This window comes from Gordonia polyisoprenivorans NBRC 16320 = JCM 10675 (assembly GCF_000241325.1).
Classification (GTDB): Bacteria; Actinomycetota; Actinomycetes; order Mycobacteriales; family Mycobacteriaceae; genus Gordonia; species Gordonia polyisoprenivorans.
On record NZ_BAEI01000011.1, the window covers coordinates 150,949 to 168,073 of the forward strand.

16 protein-coding genes and 1 pseudogene are annotated in these 17,125 nt (G+C 65.4%); 9 read left to right on the plus strand and 8 right to left on the minus strand.

What is annotated here, in order from left to right; translation table 11 throughout:
* Positions 1 to 69: 69 nt before the first annotated feature.
* The 7 genes from GOPIP_RS04325 (at position 70) to GOPIP_RS04355 (ending at position 5,512) form a co-directional block, all read left to right on the plus strand.
* Positions 70 to 504, plus strand: coding sequence for a hypothetical protein (locus GOPIP_RS04325; protein ID WP_006368331.1), 435 nt, complete (start codon positions 70 to 72; stop codon positions 502 to 504).
* 204 nt (positions 505 to 708) lie between these two features.
* Positions 709 to 1,578: a MetQ/NlpA family ABC transporter substrate-binding protein gene (locus tag GOPIP_RS04330; protein WP_006368332.1), complete on the plus strand. Its 870-nt coding sequence runs from the start codon at positions 709 to 711 to the stop codon at positions 1,576 to 1,578.
* Positions 1,568 to 2,629 (plus strand): methionine ABC transporter ATP-binding protein, encoded by a 1,062-nt coding sequence (locus GOPIP_RS04335; RefSeq protein WP_006368333.1) that lies wholly within the window; start codon positions 1,568 to 1,570, stop codon positions 2,627 to 2,629. The genes GOPIP_RS04330 and GOPIP_RS04335 overlap by 11 nt, the downstream gene beginning before the upstream one ends.
* The gene (locus GOPIP_RS04340) at positions 2,626 to 3,321 is read left to right on the plus strand and encodes a methionine ABC transporter permease (protein ID WP_006368334.1); all 696 of its coding nucleotides are present in this window, start codon (positions 2,626 to 2,628) and stop codon (positions 3,319 to 3,321) included. The genes GOPIP_RS04335 and GOPIP_RS04340 overlap by 4 nt, the downstream gene beginning before the upstream one ends.
* Positions 3,322 to 3,379: 58 nt before the next feature.
* Positions 3,380 to 4,000 (plus strand): nitroreductase family protein, encoded by a 621-nt coding sequence (locus GOPIP_RS04345; RefSeq protein WP_006368335.1) that lies wholly within the window; start codon positions 3,380 to 3,382, stop codon positions 3,998 to 4,000.
* A gap of 66 nt (positions 4,001 to 4,066) precedes the next feature.
* A complete protein-coding gene (locus GOPIP_RS04350) occupies positions 4,067 to 4,726 on the plus strand; it encodes a TetR/AcrR family transcriptional regulator (RefSeq protein WP_006368336.1) in 660 nt (219 codons plus the stop codon).
* Between the two features lie 138 nt (positions 4,727 to 4,864).
* The gene (locus GOPIP_RS04355; protein ID WP_006368337.1) at positions 4,865 to 5,512 is read left to right on the plus strand and encodes a DUF5336 domain-containing protein; all 648 of its coding nucleotides are present in this window, start codon (positions 4,865 to 4,867) and stop codon (positions 5,510 to 5,512) included.
* Between the two features lie 316 nt (positions 5,513 to 5,828).
* Here GOPIP_RS04355 and GOPIP_RS04360 read toward each other — a convergent pair.
* The 4 genes and pseudogenes from GOPIP_RS04360 to mdo form a co-directional block, all read right to left on the minus strand.
* Positions 5,829 to 7,103, minus strand: a pseudogene (locus GOPIP_RS04360) (HNH endonuclease).
* A gap of 565 nt (positions 7,104 to 7,668) precedes the next feature.
* On the minus strand, positions 7,669 to 9,222 hold the full coding sequence (gene madC / locus GOPIP_RS04370; RefSeq protein ID WP_035727136.1) for a MadC family VWA domain-containing protein: 1,554 nt from the start codon (positions 9,220 to 9,222) through the stop codon (positions 7,669 to 7,671).
* Between the two features lie 13 nt (positions 9,223 to 9,235).
* Complete coding sequence (locus GOPIP_RS04375) at positions 9,236 to 10,411, minus strand: MadB family AAA-type ATPase (RefSeq protein ID WP_006368340.1); 1,176 nt, start codon at positions 10,409 to 10,411, stop codon at positions 9,236 to 9,238.
* Between the two features lie 172 nt (positions 10,412 to 10,583).
* Positions 10,584 to 11,855 carry an NDMA-dependent methanol dehydrogenase gene (mdo, locus tag GOPIP_RS04380; RefSeq protein ID WP_006368341.1) on the minus strand — a complete coding sequence of 424 codons (1,272 nt, stop codon included), beginning with the start codon at positions 11,853 to 11,855 and terminating at the stop codon, positions 10,584 to 10,586.
* A 278-nt stretch (positions 11,856 to 12,133) separates the two neighbouring features.
* Here mdo and GOPIP_RS04385 point away from each other — a divergent pair, with 278 nt between their 5' ends.
* On the plus strand, positions 12,134 to 13,087 hold the full coding sequence (locus GOPIP_RS04385) for an L-lactate dehydrogenase (protein ID WP_026919912.1): 954 nt from the start codon (positions 12,134 to 12,136) through the stop codon (positions 13,085 to 13,087).
* A 31-nt stretch (positions 13,088 to 13,118) separates the two neighbouring features.
* Here the strand turns inward: GOPIP_RS04385 and GOPIP_RS04390 are convergent, their stop codons facing one another.
* From GOPIP_RS04390 to GOPIP_RS04405, 4 genes are all read right to left on the minus strand, one after another.
* A complete protein-coding gene (locus GOPIP_RS04390; RefSeq protein ID WP_231386606.1) occupies positions 13,119 to 13,535 on the minus strand; it encodes a hypothetical protein in 417 nt (138 codons plus the stop codon).
* A 119-nt stretch (positions 13,536 to 13,654) separates the two neighbouring features.
* Positions 13,655 to 15,223, minus strand: a complete 1,569-nt coding sequence (locus GOPIP_RS04395) for an amino acid permease (RefSeq protein ID WP_006368344.1) — start codon at positions 15,221 to 15,223, stop codon at positions 13,655 to 13,657.
* Positions 15,224 to 15,344: 121 nt separating this feature from the next.
* A complete protein-coding gene (locus GOPIP_RS04400; RefSeq protein WP_006368345.1) occupies positions 15,345 to 15,677 on the minus strand; it encodes a winged helix-turn-helix domain-containing protein in 333 nt (110 codons plus the stop codon).
* Positions 15,674 to 16,138 carry a hypothetical protein gene (locus GOPIP_RS04405; RefSeq protein WP_006368346.1) on the minus strand — a complete coding sequence of 155 codons (465 nt, stop codon included), beginning with the start codon at positions 16,136 to 16,138 and terminating at the stop codon, positions 15,674 to 15,676. The genes GOPIP_RS04400 and GOPIP_RS04405 overlap by 4 nt, the downstream gene beginning before the upstream one ends.
* A 141-nt stretch (positions 16,139 to 16,279) precedes the next feature.
* Here GOPIP_RS04405 and GOPIP_RS04410 point away from each other — a divergent pair, with 141 nt between their 5' ends.
* A complete protein-coding gene (locus tag GOPIP_RS04410) occupies positions 16,280 to 17,122 on the plus strand; it encodes a DUF2786 domain-containing protein (protein ID WP_006368347.1) in 843 nt (280 codons plus the stop codon).
* Positions 17,123 to 17,125: the final 3 nt, after the last annotated feature.

Genomic DNA, 17,125 nt, shown 5'->3' on the forward strand with positions numbered 1-17,125 from the left:
GGTAAGCTGCGGTGCGCTATTGGACAGAGCGGCCCGCATGTGTGGCCGGGGTCGACCGGGGAGGGCAGCATGTCGGTGAGCCGACGCATCATGGCACCGCTGATCGCGGTGGTGGCGTTGTCGACGGGCCTGAGTGCCTGCGGTGACGATTCGACGAGCACCACGGGAACGGCTCCGACCTCAAGTGCCGGAGCGATGGATTCGCCGACGTCGAGCGCGCTGTCGGGGGCATGGACGGGGACGTGGACGTCGGTGGGGGAGACCAAGACCGCGCAACTCGGCGTGGTCACCGACAAGCCGTTCCTCGCGACCATCGACATCCCGGGCCGTTGTGGCGCCACGTGGAAGGAGACCTCGCGCGACGCCACTCACGTCGTGGTCGCGGCGACGGTCACCTACGGCCAGTGCGCCGACAACGAGTGGCAGCTCACCGTCTCCGGCCAGTCGATCTCCGCGGTCGATACCAGCGATCCGCAGACCCGGGCTCAGTTCCGACGAAGCTGACCGAGCGCATCACCGGCGCCGCGCAGACATTCCGTCCGGTGCCATCGGATTTGACCCACACTGAACGCAATCGCGTGCACGGCCATCGTCGCAGGTGGGTTCGGTGACATCGGGTCGCGCGCGATCGCGACGTCATCAATCGCGCGAATCGGACGCTAGCGTTCCTGAGGTTGTCTCTCGAACCAGTCCAGTGGAGGTACTGCCGTGCGATCGCGGATTCTCGTCCTGTTGCTCTCGTTCATCGCCGCCGCGAGCGTGATCACCGCGTGCGGTGGGGACGATTCGCAGGCGGTGAAGATCGGGGTCGCCGACGCGTCGGAAAGCTACTGGAACGTGTTCAAGCAGAAGGCCTCCGCTGCGGGCATCGACGTCGAGCTGGTGAATTTCACCGACTACAATCAGCCCAATCCCGCACTCGCCGAGGGGGAGTTGGACCTCAACGAGTTCCAGCACCTGCTGTACCTGGCGACCTACAATGCCAAGAACAACAAGGATCTGGTGCCGATCGGCGCGACCGCGGTCTACCCGCTACCGCTGTACTCCACTCAGTACAAGTCCGTCGGTGAGATCCCGCAGGGGGCGCAGGTCGCAATCCCCAATGACCCCACCAATCAGGCACGCGGACTGCTGGTGCTCGCGCAGGCCGGACTCATCACGCTGACGAAGCCGGGCAACGCTTTCTCCACGCCCGCCGACATCGATCAGGCGCGATCCAAGGTGAAGGTCATCGCCGTCGACGCCGGTCAGACCGCCGCGAATCTCGATTCGGTGACCGCGGCGATCGTCAACAACAACTACGCGACGTCGGCCAAACTGACCGCAGATCAGATCATCGCCTCCGACGATCCGAATGCTGAGGCCTCCAAGCCCTACATCAATGCGTTCGTCGCCCGCGCCGCAGACAAGGACAATGCCACCTACGCGAAGCTGGTGCAGATCTACCACGATCCCGAGGTGATCGCGGCGGTGAAGAAGTCGCTGGGCGACTCCGGGGTCATCAAGACGAACTCGCCTGCCGATCTGCAGGCGACCCTGAAGGGATTGGAAGCCGACGTGCGGGCCAATGGCTCCTGAGCCTGTCCCCGCCGGGGCGGCCCGGCGTCCGGCTGCAGTCGAGTTCGTGGACGTCGCAAAGCGTTTCGGCAAGGATGCGCCTGCGGTCCTCGACGGCATCAGTCTGCGCATCGATGCCGGGGAGATCGTCGGGATCATCGGGCCGTCGGGCGCGGGGAAGTCGACGCTCGCGCGTCTGATCAACGGACTCGAACGGCCCACCAGCGGTCACGTGCTGGTCGACGGACGGGACCACGGTGGGGCGCGTGAGCGCGAACTCAACGCCTTCCGAACCCAGATCGGGATGATCTTCCAGCAGTTCAATCTGTTCAACTCGCGCACCGTCGCCGGCAATGTCGGATTCGCGCTGCAGGTGGCGGGCGTGCCGAAATCAGCTCGACAACAACGCATCAACGAGCTCCTCGAGTTCGTCGGAATCGCCGACAAGGCGAAGGCGTGGCCATCGGCATTGTCCGGCGGGCAGAAGCAGCGGGTGGGTATCGCGCGGGCGCTCGCCTCCTCGCCGTCGATCCTCATCGCCGACGAGGCCACCAGCGCCTTGGACCCCCAGACCACGGACGACACGCTCAAATTGTTGCGTCGCATCAACTCCGATCTGGGTACCACCATCGTGGTGATCACCCACGAGATGGATGTGGTGCGCGAGGTGTGCGGCAAGGTCGCCGTTCTCGCCGACGGGCGACTCGTCGATCACGGCGAACTCTATGAGGTGTTCGCCCACCCGCGGTCGGAGGTCACCCGCAGCTTGCTGCGTCATGCCGTTTCCGGCGTCCCCGACGCGGACACGTTGACCGCGTTGCGATCTCGGCACTCGGGCCGACTGGTCACCGTCGAGGTCCGCGACGATGCCGCCCGTGTCGATCTCACCGGTGCAGTGGCGCGGGCCGGTGGGACCGCGTCGGTGATCCACGGTGGAATCGCCGATCTCGGCGGCCGCCCGTTCGGGGCACTGACCTATGAGGTACACGCCCCTGATTCGGCGCTTGACGAAATCGTCGACGAAAGTCGCACCGCCACCGGCATTGTCGTACACGAGGAGGTGAGCCGATGAGCCACAGCGCACTGGCCGCCGACGGCTTCACCCGGGTGTTCGGTGACGAACTGCGCCCGTTGCTGTTCCAGGCGATCGGGGAGACCTTCCGGCTCGTCGGCTTCACGCTGCTGATCGGTGGCGCACTGGGACTGCTGATCGGCGTGGTGCTGTATGCAACCAGTCCCGGGAACCTGTGGTCGAACGTATGGATCTTCAACGGACTCAACGTGATCGTCAACATCATCCGGCCGATACCGTTCATCATCTTCATCACTGCCATCGCGCCGTTGACCAAGACGGTGATGGGAACCCGAATCGGCACCGAGGCGGCGATCTTCCCGATGACGTTGATGGCGATGGTGGTGATCGCCCGAGTGGTCGAGCAGAGTCTCGTCTCCGTGGACCCGGGAGTGGTGGAAGCCGCCCGCGCGTGCGGCGCCGGCCGCGTGCGTACCCTGCTGACGGTGGTGGTGCCCGAGGGATTCGCGCCCCTGGTATTGGGTTATACCTTCATCTTCGTCGCGATCGTGGACATGTCGGCGATGGCCGGCTATGTCGGCGGCGGGGGACTCGGAGATTTCGCGTTCCAATACGGCTACCAGCAGTTCGACTGGAAACTGACTGTTGTCGTCATCGCGTTGCTGGTGATTCTGGTACAGGTGGGACAGTACTTCGGCAACTGGCTGGCCCGCCGCGCGCGACATCGCTGAGCCCGTCGCCACGCAGCTCCACACGCACGCAGACCAGACGCGAACAACGAGGTGACCGATGACTGAGCTACTCCCGCTCGACCCCGACCAACTGTTGACCACCACCCGCTCGGTGCGCAAACGGCTCGATCTCGAACGGCCGGTCCCGCTGGAGGTGATCACCGAGGCGCTGGAGGTTGCGCTGCAGGCGCCCACCGGATCCAACAGCCAGACCTGGCATTGGATCGTGCTGACCGATCCCGAGGTCAAGGAGAAGGTCGGCGCCTACTACGCACGTTCCTTCGCGGCGTACTCCGCCGAGCGCACACTCGCCGACGACACCGCTCGACGTGTCGCCTCGAGCGCGCAATATCTCGCCGACATCATGGGCAAGGTGCCCGCCCTGGTGATCGGGGCCATCTACACCGGCGGCGATCTGCCCGCCGGGAACCAAGCCGGCGTCTGGGGCTCGTTGCTGCCCGGCGCATGGAGTCTCAGTCTGGCCTTGCGCGCCCGCGGTCTGGGGTCGGCCTGGACGACCCTGCACCTGACCTACGAGAAGGAGGTCGCGGAGCTGCTGGGTATCCCGCCCACCGTTCACCAGGGGGTTCTGCTGCCCGTGGCCTACACGAAGGGCACCGACTTCAAGCCCGCCGGGCGCAAGCCCCTCGATGAGGTGCTCCACATCAACAAGTGGTGAGTGTGGTGACCGGGGCAGCGGAGTCGCCGACGCGGCCGTGGTGAGCCGGTAGAGTTCAGAATCACCATGTCGTCCGCCGAGTCTGCCCACACCACCCCGGATTCGGGCTCCGGGGTGGCCTCGGGCGGCCAGCGTCCGTCGAATCGTCGTAGCGCTGCCAAGGCCGCCCGCCGAGCCGAGCTGCTCACGGCCGCAGCCAGTCAGATGGCCGATCGCGGATTCGCCGGGGTACGACTCGAGGACATCGGGGGAGCGGTCGGCGTGAGTGGGCCGGCGATGTACCGACACTTCTCGTCGAAAACCGAACTGCTCGACGAGATGCTCCTCGACATCAGTCGTCGCCTCTACACCGGCGGACGAGAGGTCGTGCAGCGCGGCGGCTCGCCGGCCGAGACCCTCGATGCGCTGATCGCCTTCCACATCGACGTCCTGGTCACCAAGCCGGATCTGATCGCGGTCCAGGATCGTGACCTCTCCTCGTTGACGCCGGAGGCCAACCATGAGGTGCGTCGGTTGCAGCGCCGCTACGTCGAGGACTGGGTCGACGTCCTCATGTCCGACGACGAGGGCCACGCACTCGAACGTCAGGAGGCCCGTGTTCGCGTGCACGCCATGTTCGGGTTGCTCAATTCCTCGCCACGCCTACCGGATTTCGATCCCGACAGGTTGCGGTCGCTGCTCCGCACGATGGCACTCGCGGCGTTGCGAGTGCCCGTCACGTCCTGACGGCGAGTGACTCCTCCGGCGGTGCCGGTCCGACGAATGAATCTGCGCTGACGTTGGCCCCCAGTTCGGGGTCTGCCTCTACGCTGACACGCACGTGATGTCGTGTATGAGCGTTTCGCCGACCGAAAGGGACGAGCAGTGAATCCTGGTGACCCGAACAATCCCCAGCAGAATTGGGCGGCCGGGTATCCCGCGCAGCCGGGGCAGCAAGCCGGCCCGGCACCCACGCAGGGGTTCGGCCCGCAGCAGCCGGGAACGCCATCTGGGCAGTGGTCGACGCCGGGGCAGCAATGGGGTGCCCCGCCCGCTGCACCTCGCAGGCAATTCGACGCCCGCGCGCAGCTTGCCGCGATCTTGCTGGTGGCCGCTGCGGTGTCCGGGCTGATCACCTACTTCATGGGGTTTGTCAGTTGGGTTGTGGTCGACAACAACGTCACTGAGAATCAACTCGACAACTGGGGCCAGAACTTCGAAAACGGAAACTCCGGGGTGCCTGGCTTTGCTTCCTACGAGATCGTGCTCAATCCCGGCAAGTTCCTGATCATTCTGGGGGCGATCGGTGTCGCTGCAGCGGTGGTATTGGTGCCGCGATTCCGTAAGGCCGTGCCCTTTCTCGCCGTGATCGCGGCGGGTGCGTGGCTCGCCTTGTTCTCGGCCGCCGTGACCACGACGTCGGTGCCCGTCATCGGCGTCGGGGCCGGTGCCATCGTTGCGTTGATCTTCGGATTTCTTCAAGTGGCCTTCCTTCTCGCCGCCGCGGTGCTCGGTGGTGTGAATCGGAGCTGAGCTTCTGAGCCACGGTGGTCCGAAACCAGCTTCGGCGCAACAGGTCTCGAGGCTCGCCGCACGCGGCTCACACCTCGACCATCGATCTGTGATGCTCCACCCTACCTGCCCGACGGCCGTCCCATCCCGATGGTCGAGGTGCCGAGGAGCGCCAGCGACGAGCCTCGAGACCCCTTGTGCCGACAGGATTCCGGGCCACGGGCACACGACACCTCGACCATCGGGTGGGGATTATCTCTATGGAGTTCTCAAACAACAGATGCGGTCCCGGCCGGGCCGGGTGCAGGGAATCAGGCTGTAGTAGAGGCGCTTCGGGTCAGGCTGCGGTGTCGTCGAGTCGCATGGTGCGTCGGTGATAGGACGGTATCGGTCGTCGTTTCGGGTCGATGCTGGCGGGTGGGATCAGCCAGGGGTTCCGGTCGAATCCCATGATGATGTCCCATCCGTGGTGGTGGACATCGTCGTGGCAGCTGGTGCACAGTAGGCAGCCGTTGTCGAGGTCGGTGGGACCGCCCTTACTCTAGTGGGTGAGGTGGTGTCCTTGGCAGCGTCCGGCGTGTGCACCGCATTTGATGCATCCGCGGTCACGCACGAGTAGGGCTTTCCGTTGGCCGGGGGTGAAGAAGCGTTTCGCCTCGCCAACACTGAGGGGTACCCCGTTGGGATCGAGCATGATTTTCGTGATCGTGGTGTCACACGACAGCAGTTTGGCGGTGGCTTCGGTGATGGCCCCCATGTTCTGCAGGTCCCCGCCGAGTGCCGGGTTGTCTGCTGACCAGGTCCACAACAGTCCGTTGGTGGGTTTGGCCGAGAACGTGTTGTCGGCCAAGCCTTGTGTCGCCAACTCCACGATCGTTTCGAATGCAGCCGCGCAGATCTGTTCGGGAGTCCGCGGATCCGGGGACCCATCGGGTTGAGGTTTGGGCGCCGACAAGGTTTCCATCAGAGTTCTGGTTTTCTCCCCGGCGACGATGTCGAGGTTCGCCGAGATCTCCAACCGTCCGTCGTCGGTGATGCGGTCGGTGTAGGAGTTGATCGACTTGTCTTCGGCGGCCGGTAACCCGCCAGGCGTCTCGGCCGCCAACTCGTTCCCCAGCTGCCGCGCGTAGATGTTGATCTCGGCGGGGGTGAAACCGGCGAAATAGTGCGACAAGAGTTTCCGCAGAAACTCGCAGCGTTGGACGGTGTCGAGGGGCTCGGGGCATCGGGTGTCGATGTGCGCCAGACCGCGCACGATGGCGTCGGTGTGTTCGGACGAGATGGACCCGTCCGCGGCATGCGCCATCAACAGATCGACATCGGTGGTGGCAGCAACCCGCACATACCGACCTGCGACCGAGGGTGCGAAACCCATGCTGATCAACAACTCCCGAAGCCGGGTGGTCTTGTGGTCGGCGACTCCCAGCCGGTCCAGTTCGCCGGTGAGGGTGGTGGCGTGGTGATCAACCAGATTGCGGAGCAGCAGTACTTGTTTCATCGCACCGAAGGCTTGGGGCCCGGTCATGCCCGGATTCCATTGCAGGTCGCTGAGTTGGGTGACGATGTCGGCGAAAACCGCTTCGGCGTCAAGAGCTTCGGCGGATTCGATCATGGGCCCCTCCCCAGTGGCTGATCGGTGTGATGGGTCCAGTCTACATCGCCAGGGTGTTCGACGCAAGAGTTGTTTTGATCAATTCTGCTTGTGGACAACATGTTTCGGCGACGATTTTCTGTCGGTGGGGTGTGGTAGGAGGTGCGTTTTTCGTTTGTCTTGCTCTCGATGTGGTTGGGAGGCTGGTTGTCTCACCGGGTCTCGAGGCCCGGCGCTTGGCGCGCCGTGCACCTCGACCATCGGGGGAAGGGCTGGCTTGGCCGTCGGGAGTGATGAGTTCGCGGCCCCAATGTGCAGACGCGGCTGGTGCAGCGAGGGCGTCTGCAAACTCGGCTCGCGTTCGGCTCTTCGGGTGGTGGAAGTGGTTGCGATACTGGTTATCTCGCCGGGTCTCGAGGCTCGCCGCACGCGGCTCGCACCTCGACCATCGAGGGAAAAGTTCTTGGCCATCGAGGGGAAGGGTTCTCGAACAGCGGGGGAAAAGTTCTTGGCCATCGAGGGGAAGGGTTCTCGACGATCGGGGTCATCGATGGGGTGTCCCGGGAGGGAAGGGGCCTGATGGGAGTCAGCGAAGGGCTGCGGCGAGTTCGTCGACATGGTCGACGAGTTCGGCGCCGTCGCGGGCGCTGATGAAGGCATCGCAGTACTCGATGTAATCGGTCAGGGCGCAACCGGTTTGGTTCCAGTAGCGGCGCGGTTCGGGAGTGATCCAGGCGAGCCGGTGCACGCGGCGGCTCACCTCGGCGAGGAGGTCGGGGCGGGGGTCGAAACCGTTGCTGCGAGCGTCGCCGGCGACGATCACCGATGTGCGGGAGCCGAGCAGGTCGCCGTGGCGGCCGAGTAGTTCGGTCAGCATCGAGCCGTAGTCGCTGGTGGCCGCGAGGTCGAGATCGTCGTCGGCCAGTACTGCCGCGAGTGCGGAATCGTCGTTGCTGCGGCGCAGGGCGTCAGTGACCCGCACCGGCCGGTCGACGAAAGCGATGACCTCGCAGCGCTCGCCGTGACGATGCAGGGTCTGCGCGAGCCGCAACAGAAACCCCGCCACCGGTCGCACCGACAACGAGACATCCACCAGCAAGAGCAGACGGACGGGCCCGGCGTGGGTCGTGCGCCGCCAGAGTTGCACCGGCACACCATCGGTGGCCACAGCCGCACGCATGGTGCGACGCATGTCGAGGCCACCGTGATCGGTGCGTCGAACAAGTTTCCGGGGCGCGCCACGCATACGTTGGACGAGCCGATGACAGGCCCGATCGATGTCGGCTTGATCCGACCACAGGGGACCAGTGGGCGAATCGGCGGAATCGACATCGACACCCGATCGCGCCGCCAGGTCCAGTCGCGCAGCCAGGGCGTCGACAAACACCTCGAGTGCCCGCTCCAACTCGGCGCGTGCAGCTGCGTCGAGGCCGTCGGCACCGTCGGTACCATAGGCGCGTCGAGCGTCGAAATCGGCGAGGGCGTCGAGGATCGCCTGCGCGCCGGCGACTCCCAGCGGGCTGCCATGTACCCGTGCGGCACTCCCGACGAGTTCACCGACGCTCGACGAATCAGCCTCATCCACCTCGATGGTGTAGGTGACCCCACCCGAGACGGACGCGGAATCCTGGTCGACGCCCAGTGATTCGGTACCCCCCGACACGGTGAAGTCGTTCTCCTCGCGGTGCGCGCTCTCACCGTGGCGTTGTCGGGCGTCGGGGTCGTCGACGAGGAGATCGCCGATGTCGTCGGTGTGCTCGTCCGCCCCGATCCGCCGGCCGGCTCCGGCGAAGTCCTCATCCCACTCGATGTCGTCGGGGAGGTCGGCGGCGGCGCCACGCGGTCGGGGGAGCGCGTCGTCTCCGCCGTCGAGCCGTCGGCCGCCGAAGAAGGCATCAAAGGCGTGATCGAATCCGTCTGTCTCGTAACCGTATTTGACGCTGACCGACCGCAGTGCCGTGCGGAGGCGATCGGTGTCTCCACCGACGATATCGAGTACTCGACGGATCTCGATGACCTCGGCCGGTGAGACTGCGACCCCGGATCCGCGCAGGACGCGGCCGAACAGGACCGCCAGCCGATCCAGCATGTCATCGCGCGGACCGGCCGGAACTCGCGGATGCCGTTGCGGGGAAACCATTGTCGTCGGCCGGTCAGGGGCGCTGAGAAGACTGGCGCTGAGAAGACTGGCTCGGCGAAGACTGGCGCGAGGACGTCTGGCGCTGGGATGTCTGGCGCGTGGAACTGCGGGCACGTCCGGCGCCGAACGCGGTGGCCGTGACCGACCCGGACGCCGCGGTTCCGTCGGTACGCACCTCTGCGTGATCGGAGTTCTCACCCGACGGGGAATCCAGTTCTCGTCGAGCAAGTTCGAGGTCGCTGCCGAATTTGACCAGTAACGACAGAAGTGCGCGATCGGCGACAGCTCGGTTGTCGTCACCGGTGCTGCCGAGCAGCGACGCGGCCCGCGCGGCGTCGATGACCTCGGCGATGGAGGGGCTCTTGCGCAGTGGGAGGTCACGTAGGCGGCGTGCGAGATCGACGACCTCGGCGATCACCGATTGCTCGACGTCGGGTGCGCGCACACCGACGATGCGGCATTCGCGGGCCACGTCGGGATAGCCGACCTGAAAGTGCAGGCATCGGCGTTTGAGAGCGGGCGAGAGTTCGCGAGTGTCGTTGGAGGTCAAGATCACCCACGGCGAGGAGCGTGAGGTGAAGGTGCCGAGTTCGGGGACCGTCACCTGTCGTTCGGCGAGGACCTCGAGCATGACCGCCTCCATCGCCTCGTCGGTCCGGTCGACCTCATCGACGAGCAACACCGTCGGTGTTGCCGACCGGATCGCGGCGAGCAGCGGGCGGGCGACGAGGAAGTCCTCGGTGTACACGCCGATGTCGGTGCGGGTCAACGCCGCCGAGGCGGCCGACAGATCGGGTTCGGCGGCCAGTTCGGCGCTGATGCGGTCGCGCAACATCTGCACATGTAACAGCTGCCGGGCATAGTCCCATTCGTAGAGTGCCCGGGCCTCGTCGAGTCCCTCATAACACTGTAGCCGGATCAGGTCCCGACCAGACGCTGCGGCAAGGGCTTTCGCGAGTTCGGTCTTGCCGACGCCGGCAGGTCCCTCGAGAAGCAACGGTCGGTCCAGCAGTGTTGCGAGATGGACCACCACCGCGAGATCGGAATCGATGACGTAGCCCTGCTCGTCGAGTCCACGGATGAGATCGTCGACGGTGTCGACAGCGAGTTCCTCGACGGAGTCGACCGCGAGTTCCTCGACGGTGTCGAGGGAGACCGGTGTGGTGGGCAGGGCCGAGGGTTCGGACATGACTCCTCTTCGTGGATCGGGTTCGTCGATCAGCTTCGTGGGTCGGCTCGGTAGGGCGTGCGGGCGAGGTGCGGGTCGGCCCGGGCGAGGGGACAGGTCTCGTCCCCGCCCGGGCCGACCCACGGTGCGGGAGTTGCTCAGGCTCCCGGTCTGTGTGGCCGGCGACCGACGGTCAGTAGCTCCCCGTCATGGCGTGGGTGACCATCGGGATCAGCGACTCGACGGTGCACTCGCGCGGGTTGCCGGGTGTGCACCAGTCGTCCATCATGTGCTCGGCGATCGCCCGGATCTGCTTGTCGGAGGTGTCCATCGTGTCGCCGCGACCCTCGTACTTGCCGGTGTTCATCCGGTTCTTCTCGTAGCTGCCGACGCTGAGTTGGCCGAAATTGTCCGGGATGCCAAGGTCTTTGGAGAGCCGGATGGCCTCTTCGACGGCGGCGTCGGCGGCCTGCACCGTTGTCATGTTGGTGGTGTCGACGCCGAGCAGCGCGGCGATGTCGGCGTAACGCTCGTAGCGACTCGGCAGGTTGTACTCCCAGACGCGCGGCAACGCGATAGCGTTGTTGAGTCCGTGGTGGCTGTCGTAGAACGCCGAAACCGCATGTGAGAGCGAATGGATCAGCCCGAGACCGCCGGAGTTGAACGCCTGTGCCGCAATGTATTGCGCGTGCATCATGCCGGTCCGTGCTTCCAGATTGCGGGGCTCGTAGACGGCGGTGCGCAGGTGATCGCGGATGAGCTCGATGGAGTACTTGGCGTTGCCCAGTGATGGCGCGAAGTCCAGCCGCGAGACGTACGGTTCGGAGGCGTGTGCCAGCACGTCGAAACCGCAGAACGCGGTGAAATGCTCGGGGCAGCTGTAGTAGAGCAGCGGATCGTCCATGGCCAGATCGACCAGACAGGTGTCGTCGAAGGCCACCCACTTGTGCGGCTTGTTCATGTCGGAGGTGTCGGTGATGACATAGGCCCACGAGGTCTCCGACCCGGTGCCCGCGGTGGTGGAGACCGCGATGTGCTTGGGGTTCTCCTTGTTGGTGGCCTTCGAGAAGCCCTCGAACTCGTTGATGTTGCGGCCGTCGTGCGCGATGACCATTCGGGCACCCTTGGCGGCATCGTGACTCGAGCCGCCGCCGACGGAGATGATGCCGTCGCACTTCTCGCTCTGATAGAGCGCCGCGGCGTCCATGCAGTTGTAATCCTTGGGGTTCGACTCGACCTTGTCGTAGAGGACGACGTCGACACCTTGGTATTCGATCTTGCCGACGAGTTCTTCGATGATTCCCGATCCGCGCAGACCGGTGGTCATCAGCAGGACACGGCTCATATCGAGGTTCTTGGCCTCGACCCCGAGCATGTCGTGGGCGCCGACGCCGAGTTTCGCGTTGGGGAAGGGATGGAAATCCTTGATCGGGAAGTCCCAGATCTGGTTCAGCTCGATGGCCATGACGGTCGATCTCCTTGCGTCGCTGTGGGGTGACACTTCGAGGATGTCGTCGGCATCACACCTCACACAAGAACACCTGAACACATAATCAGATGTTCAGTCCAGCAGGTGAGTGGAGAACTGGCCGGACGGACAGGGCGAGCCAGCCGTCGTGGGTGGGTGACCTGCCGACGGGGTGAAGAGCCGATGACGGGTGTGGGCGTTGCACGGCGGCGTCGGGACCGATGGGATAGGACTGGACACGTACGTTGCCGGGCCCGATCGACGCGGAGGTAGTGATGAACACACGAGGTACCAAGCTGGCGGTCATCGGGGCAGGCGCGGTGGGGACGGCGGTCGCCTACGCGTCGTTGATCCGCGGCGTGGCACGCACCATCGCGCTGATGGACATCAACACCGCCAAGGTCACCGCCGAGGTTCTGGACATGTCGCACGGACTCGAATTCGTCCCGCGCACCGACATCATCGGCGGCGACACCATGGACGTCGTCGCCGACTCCGACGTCGTGGTGTTCACCGCGGGTGCGAAGCAGAAGCCCGGACAGTCGCGGCTCGAACTCGCCGAGGCGACCATCGGTCTGACGCGGGCGATCCTGCCCGAGGCCGTGGAGGCCGCGCCGAACGCGGTGTTCATCATGGTGACCAACCCGGTCGACATCGTCACCAATGCGGCCCTGAAGATCAGTGGGCTGCCCAACAATCAGTTGTTCGGGTCGGGCACGGTACTGGACTCGTCGCGCCTGCGGTTCCTCATCGCCCAGCACGCCGGAGTGGCGGTGCAGAACGTGCACGCCTACATCGCCGGCGAGCACGGCGATTCGGAGATCCCCCTGTGGAGTTCGGCGGCCATCGGTGGCGTCCCGCTGAGGGAATGGAAGCCGCTACCGGGCTACGAGCCGATCGATGAGGAGGTGCGCCGGCGCATCGCGCACGAGGTGGTGCACGCCGCGTACAAGATCATCGACGGCAAGGGTGCCACCAACTACGCGATCGGCCTGGCGACCACCCGCATCGTGGAGGCGGTACTCAACAACGAACACCGGGTGCTGCCGGTGTCGACGCTGGCGACCGGGTTCGAGGGCCTCGACGACGTGTGCCTGTCGCTGCCGTCGCTGGTGGATCGCACCGGATGTGCGCAGCGCCTCGACGTCAGTGTCGACGACACCGAGCGTGCGGGTCTGATGGCCTCGGCGGACACCCTGCGGAACATGCAGAAGCAGTTCGGTTTGTGACGGTCGCCGATCGGCAACGGCCCTGCCACGCTCAGGCGAGCGCGGTCTGGATGGCGTTCTGGTAGCGCTTCTGCTGGTCGGCGGAGGTGCCGGCCGGGAAGTCGACGACGACGTTGAGGACCTGGAACGACTGCAGGTGCGCGCCGAGATAGATCTCCGCGCGCCCGGTGGTCTGGAACTGCATCAGGGTGAACTGATCGGTCGCGAGCGCTGAGGTACACCCCGCGCTCGGGCAGACCTGTGCGGTCACGATGTGCTGATTGGTGACGGGTAGACCCTGCCTCGACACCTCGTCGGCGGTGTTGGTGAGCGTGCGGGGATTGACGTTGTTGTCGACACTGCGCGAGGCGGTGTCGGCGCCCGTCGGGTCGTCGGGGCGCGCGCACGCCGCGGGTAGCAGGGCGCCGCAGCAGATCGCCAGCACGGCCACCGCACGCCGTATCGTCATCGACCCCATGTCGTGCTCCCGTCGTCGCATCCTGTCTCGGCCACGACGTTACTGGTGCGGCGACGACCGACGGTCGGCGCCCGGGCCGGGCGCCCGGATTGTCGGGGCGGCTGGGACGGTCAGGTCTCCTGCATGAGGACCGGATCGGCGGTGACCTGTGTCACCGGGCCGGTGAACCATTTCTTGACCGACAGGTGCCAGTACACGTACAGCGCGACGAGAGCGCCGCCGACCAGCAGTGGCGTGTAGTTGACGTACTTCCATGCGAATCCCGGATCCCACGGCATGCCGCCCAACGACGTCGGGAACATGGCGATGATCGAGGTCAGCGCGATCTCGGCAAGTGCCAGCGGGGCGATCCACTTATACTTCGAACCCAGTGTCCACGAACCGGATTCGAAGGAATCGCCTGCGCGCCACCGGAAATAGATGGGTACCGCGAAACACAGATACAGCCCGACGACGCCGATCGAGACCACCGCGAAGAACGCGACCGGGACCGGTGCGCCGTTGATGTCGACGGCGACGAGGGCCGGAAGTGTGATGATCGCGGCCACCGCGGCGGTCACGATGACGGCGTAGGCGGGAATCCCCTTGGCGTTCACCTGCTTCCAGATCCGGTGGCCGGGAACGGCGCCGTCGCGGCTGAAGGCGAACATCATCCGCGACGCACTCGTCTGGCAGGCGGCCGTGCAGAACAACTGGCCCGCGGTGGAGATCAGCAACACCACACCCGCCCACCGGGAGGTGAGGGCCTGGGTGAAGATCGTCGCCACCGCGCCGCCGCTCTTGGACACCCCGTCGGCGTCCTGTACCGCGAAGAGAAAGCTGAGCAACAGAATCCAACCGCCGATCGCCGAATAGGCGATCGAGCGCCAGATGCCCTTGGCCGCAGCACCGGCGGCGCCCTTGGTCTCCTCGGAGATGTGGGCCGACGCGTCGTAGCCGGTGATCGTGTACTGCGTCAGGATCGCCGAGATCGGCAGGACGTACAGGATGAATCCGGCGTGTGAGGTGGCACCGCCGAAGATCCCGGAATTGTTGACGGTGCGGGCGAACACGTCGGAGAACGACGCGTGCTGATCCGGCACCAGGAAGAGGATGAGAATCACTGCCGCGGCGCCGAAGACGTGCCACCACACCGACAGGTTGTTGATCATCGACAGCAGATGCCCGGAGAAGATGTTGATCAGTGCCGCGGCGATGAGAATGATGACGAAGATGAGGAACACCCGGGTGAGACTGTAACCGGCCAACCATGATTCGCTGAACGTACCGATGGTGAGGTCGACGAAGGTCGCTGCGCCGTAGGCCACCGAGGCGAGGATGGCGACCAGCCCGATGAGGTTGAGCCAACCGGTGTAGAAACCCGCCTTGGCGCCGCCGAGTTTGGATGCCCACCAATAGATTCCGCCGGAGGTCGGATATGCCGAGACGAGTTCGGCCATGCAGAAGCCGATGAGCAGGATGAACACCGACACGATGGGCCAGCCCCACGCGATCGCCGCGGGGCCACCGTTGTTCCAGCCCAACCCGAACGAGGTGAAACACCCGGACAGGATCGAGATGATGGAGAACGAGATCGCGAAGTTGGAGAAGCCCGACCACGAACGGTGCAACTCCTGGGTGTAGCCGAGCCGAGCGAGGTGGGCCTCGTCCTCGTTGAGAATTTCGTGCCCTTCGGGCATGGCGCGCCTCCATCGTCTCGGCCGAGAGGTGAAGCGCCGTTGCTGCACTGGTGATCAGTGCAGACGATAAGCCCGGGAGTCGAGTACCGCTGCCCGATATCCGATAGATCCGATTTGCCGTTTATGGGCGAGGCTCACCTGTCGGGCTCGGCGAGGAGTCGGCATGCGGCTGGTCGACGATCACGCGGAGTGCGGCGACATGGCCGTCGAACGCCTCGCGTCCGGTCGGGGTGAGCCGGGCGCGCACGGTACGGCGTCGCCCCGTCGATGGTCGCTCGGTGCTGACGTAACCGGCTGACTCGAGAGTGGTGAGTTGTTTGGACAGTGCCGAATCCGACAGTGCCAGTCGCTCTTTCAGGTAAGAGAACTCGGCCCAGTCGGTGGCTGCGAGGGTCGCGACGAGGGACAGGCGGGTACTGGGGTGGATGATCTCGTCGAAGCGTGGCACGGTCACGGCAACACCCGGCGACGGATCGTGGTGAAGATGGTGTTGCCGCCGAAGCCGATTGCGGCACCGACGATCAGCGCGGCCCAGGTGGCGGCATGGGTGGCGCCGTCGGCGTCGAGACCGAAGCCGAGGCCGACCGTACAAGCCACCGCGACGAGCAGGATCGCGATGACGATCAGGGGGATGCGGCGGTCGGTGACGGAGCGGCGCAGTTGCACGGTGCGTCGCGCGCGTCGACCGTCGAGCAGGCGGGAGGCGACGATGGAATGCCCCACGCCGAAGGCCACGGTGGCGACGGTGACCACCCACGCCGGGGCGACATCGGTCAGGACGCCGAGAGCGACCCAGCCGGCACCCATGATCGACCAATAGGTCTGCGGCAGGCCGACCTCGTCGGCGACTCGCCGACGAGCGGAATCGACGTCGGTGAGTGCGGCTCGTGCCTGCTCGGGAGTGATGTCGGACATGGCGGCCTGCTTTCGCTCATGGGTTTCCTGACTGGAAAGTAGTTTTCACTTTCCTACTGGGAAAGTCAAGGGGTGACCGACTCGACCGAAAAAACTCGGCGTCGAGTGGAACCGATCGGCCGTCGAAATAGTCTGATTCATATGCGCGACGACAAACTGCTCACCCGAATCGCGGGGCTCCTGCGGCAGGCGGAGAACACCGACAACCCACACGAGGCCGAGACGTTCATGGCTGCGGCACAGCGGCTGGCCACCGCCTCGGCGATCGACCTGGCGCTGGCGCGGGCCCACGATCCGGCCGCCCGAACCACGACCCCGATCTCGCGGCAGATCGCCATCGGCGAGACCGGCAAACGTGGACTGAAGACCTACGTGCAGTTGTTCGTGGCGATCGCGCGGGCCAACGATGTGACCGTCGACGTCGCCGGCAACTCGACGTTCGTCCTCGCGTACGGTTTCGAATCCGACATCGACACGTGTGAGGCCCTGTATACGTCCCTGGTGGTGCAGATGGTGACGGCCAGTGATGCCTACCTCCGCTCGGGCGACTACCGCAACGAGACGTCGGCCCGGGTGGTGCGGCGCGGTCAGGGCTGGCACACGCGGAAGGTCGTGGAGCGAAAGCCCTTGGCCCCCATCACCGCGCGGCTCAATTTCCAGTCGGCGTTCGCCGAGCGGATCGGCGTCAGGTTGGCGCAGGCGCGTGACGAACAGCGACAGGAGGCGATCGCCGCCGACGCGGAGTCGACGCCCGCGGGTGACGGCCGACCGTCGACGTCGACGGCCATCGTGTTGCGTAACAAGGAGATCGAGGTCACCGACTTCTACAAGAGTGCATCCCAGGCGCGCGGCACGTGGCGTCCCACGAGTGCCTCGGCCGGATACTCCGAGGGCGCTCGGCGCGCCGGCGACCGGGCGGGACGACGCGCCAAGATCGGCGCCGACCCCGAATTCGGGGCACCCCGAGGAGCTCTCGAACGATGACTC

Coding starts and splice junctions, on each gene's coding strand:
- GOPIP_RS04325 (WP_006368331.1), top strand. CDS start 70: ATGTCGGTGAGCCGACGCATCATGGCACCGCTGATCGCGGTGGTGGCG.
- GOPIP_RS04335 (WP_006368333.1), top strand. CDS start 1,568: ATGGCTCCTGAGCCTGTCCCCGCCGGGGCGGCCCGGCGTCCGGCTGCA.
- GOPIP_RS04340 (WP_006368334.1), top strand. CDS start 2,626: ATGAGCCACAGCGCACTGGCCGCCGACGGCTTCACCCGGGTGTTCGGT.
- GOPIP_RS04345 (WP_006368335.1), top strand. CDS start 3,380: ATGACTGAGCTACTCCCGCTCGACCCCGACCAACTGTTGACCACCACC.
- GOPIP_RS04350 (WP_006368336.1), top strand. CDS start 4,067: ATGTCGTCCGCCGAGTCTGCCCACACCACCCCGGATTCGGGCTCCGGG.
- madC (WP_035727136.1), bottom strand. CDS start 9,222: ATGGTTTCCCCGCAACGGCATCCGCGAGTTCCGGCCGGTCCGCGCGAT.
- GOPIP_RS04375 (WP_006368340.1), bottom strand. CDS start 10,411: ATGTCCGAACCCTCGGCCCTGCCCACCACACCGGTCTCCCTCGACACC.
- mdo (WP_006368341.1), bottom strand. CDS start 11,855: ATGGCCATCGAGCTGAACCAGATCTGGGACTTCCCGATCAAGGATTTC.
- GOPIP_RS04385 (WP_026919912.1), top strand. CDS start 12,134: ATGAACACACGAGGTACCAAGCTGGCGGTCATCGGGGCAGGCGCGGTG.
- GOPIP_RS04390 (WP_231386606.1), bottom strand. CDS start 13,535: ATGACGATACGGCGTGCGGTGGCCGTGCTGGCGATCTGCTGCGGCGCC.
- GOPIP_RS04395 (WP_006368344.1), bottom strand. CDS start 15,223: ATGCCCGAAGGGCACGAAATTCTCAACGAGGACGAGGCCCACCTCGCT.
- GOPIP_RS04405 (WP_006368346.1), bottom strand. CDS start 16,138: ATGTCCGACATCACTCCCGAGCAGGCACGAGCCGCACTCACCGACGTC.
- GOPIP_RS04410 (WP_006368347.1), top strand. CDS start 16,280: ATGCGCGACGACAAACTGCTCACCCGAATCGCGGGGCTCCTGCGGCAG.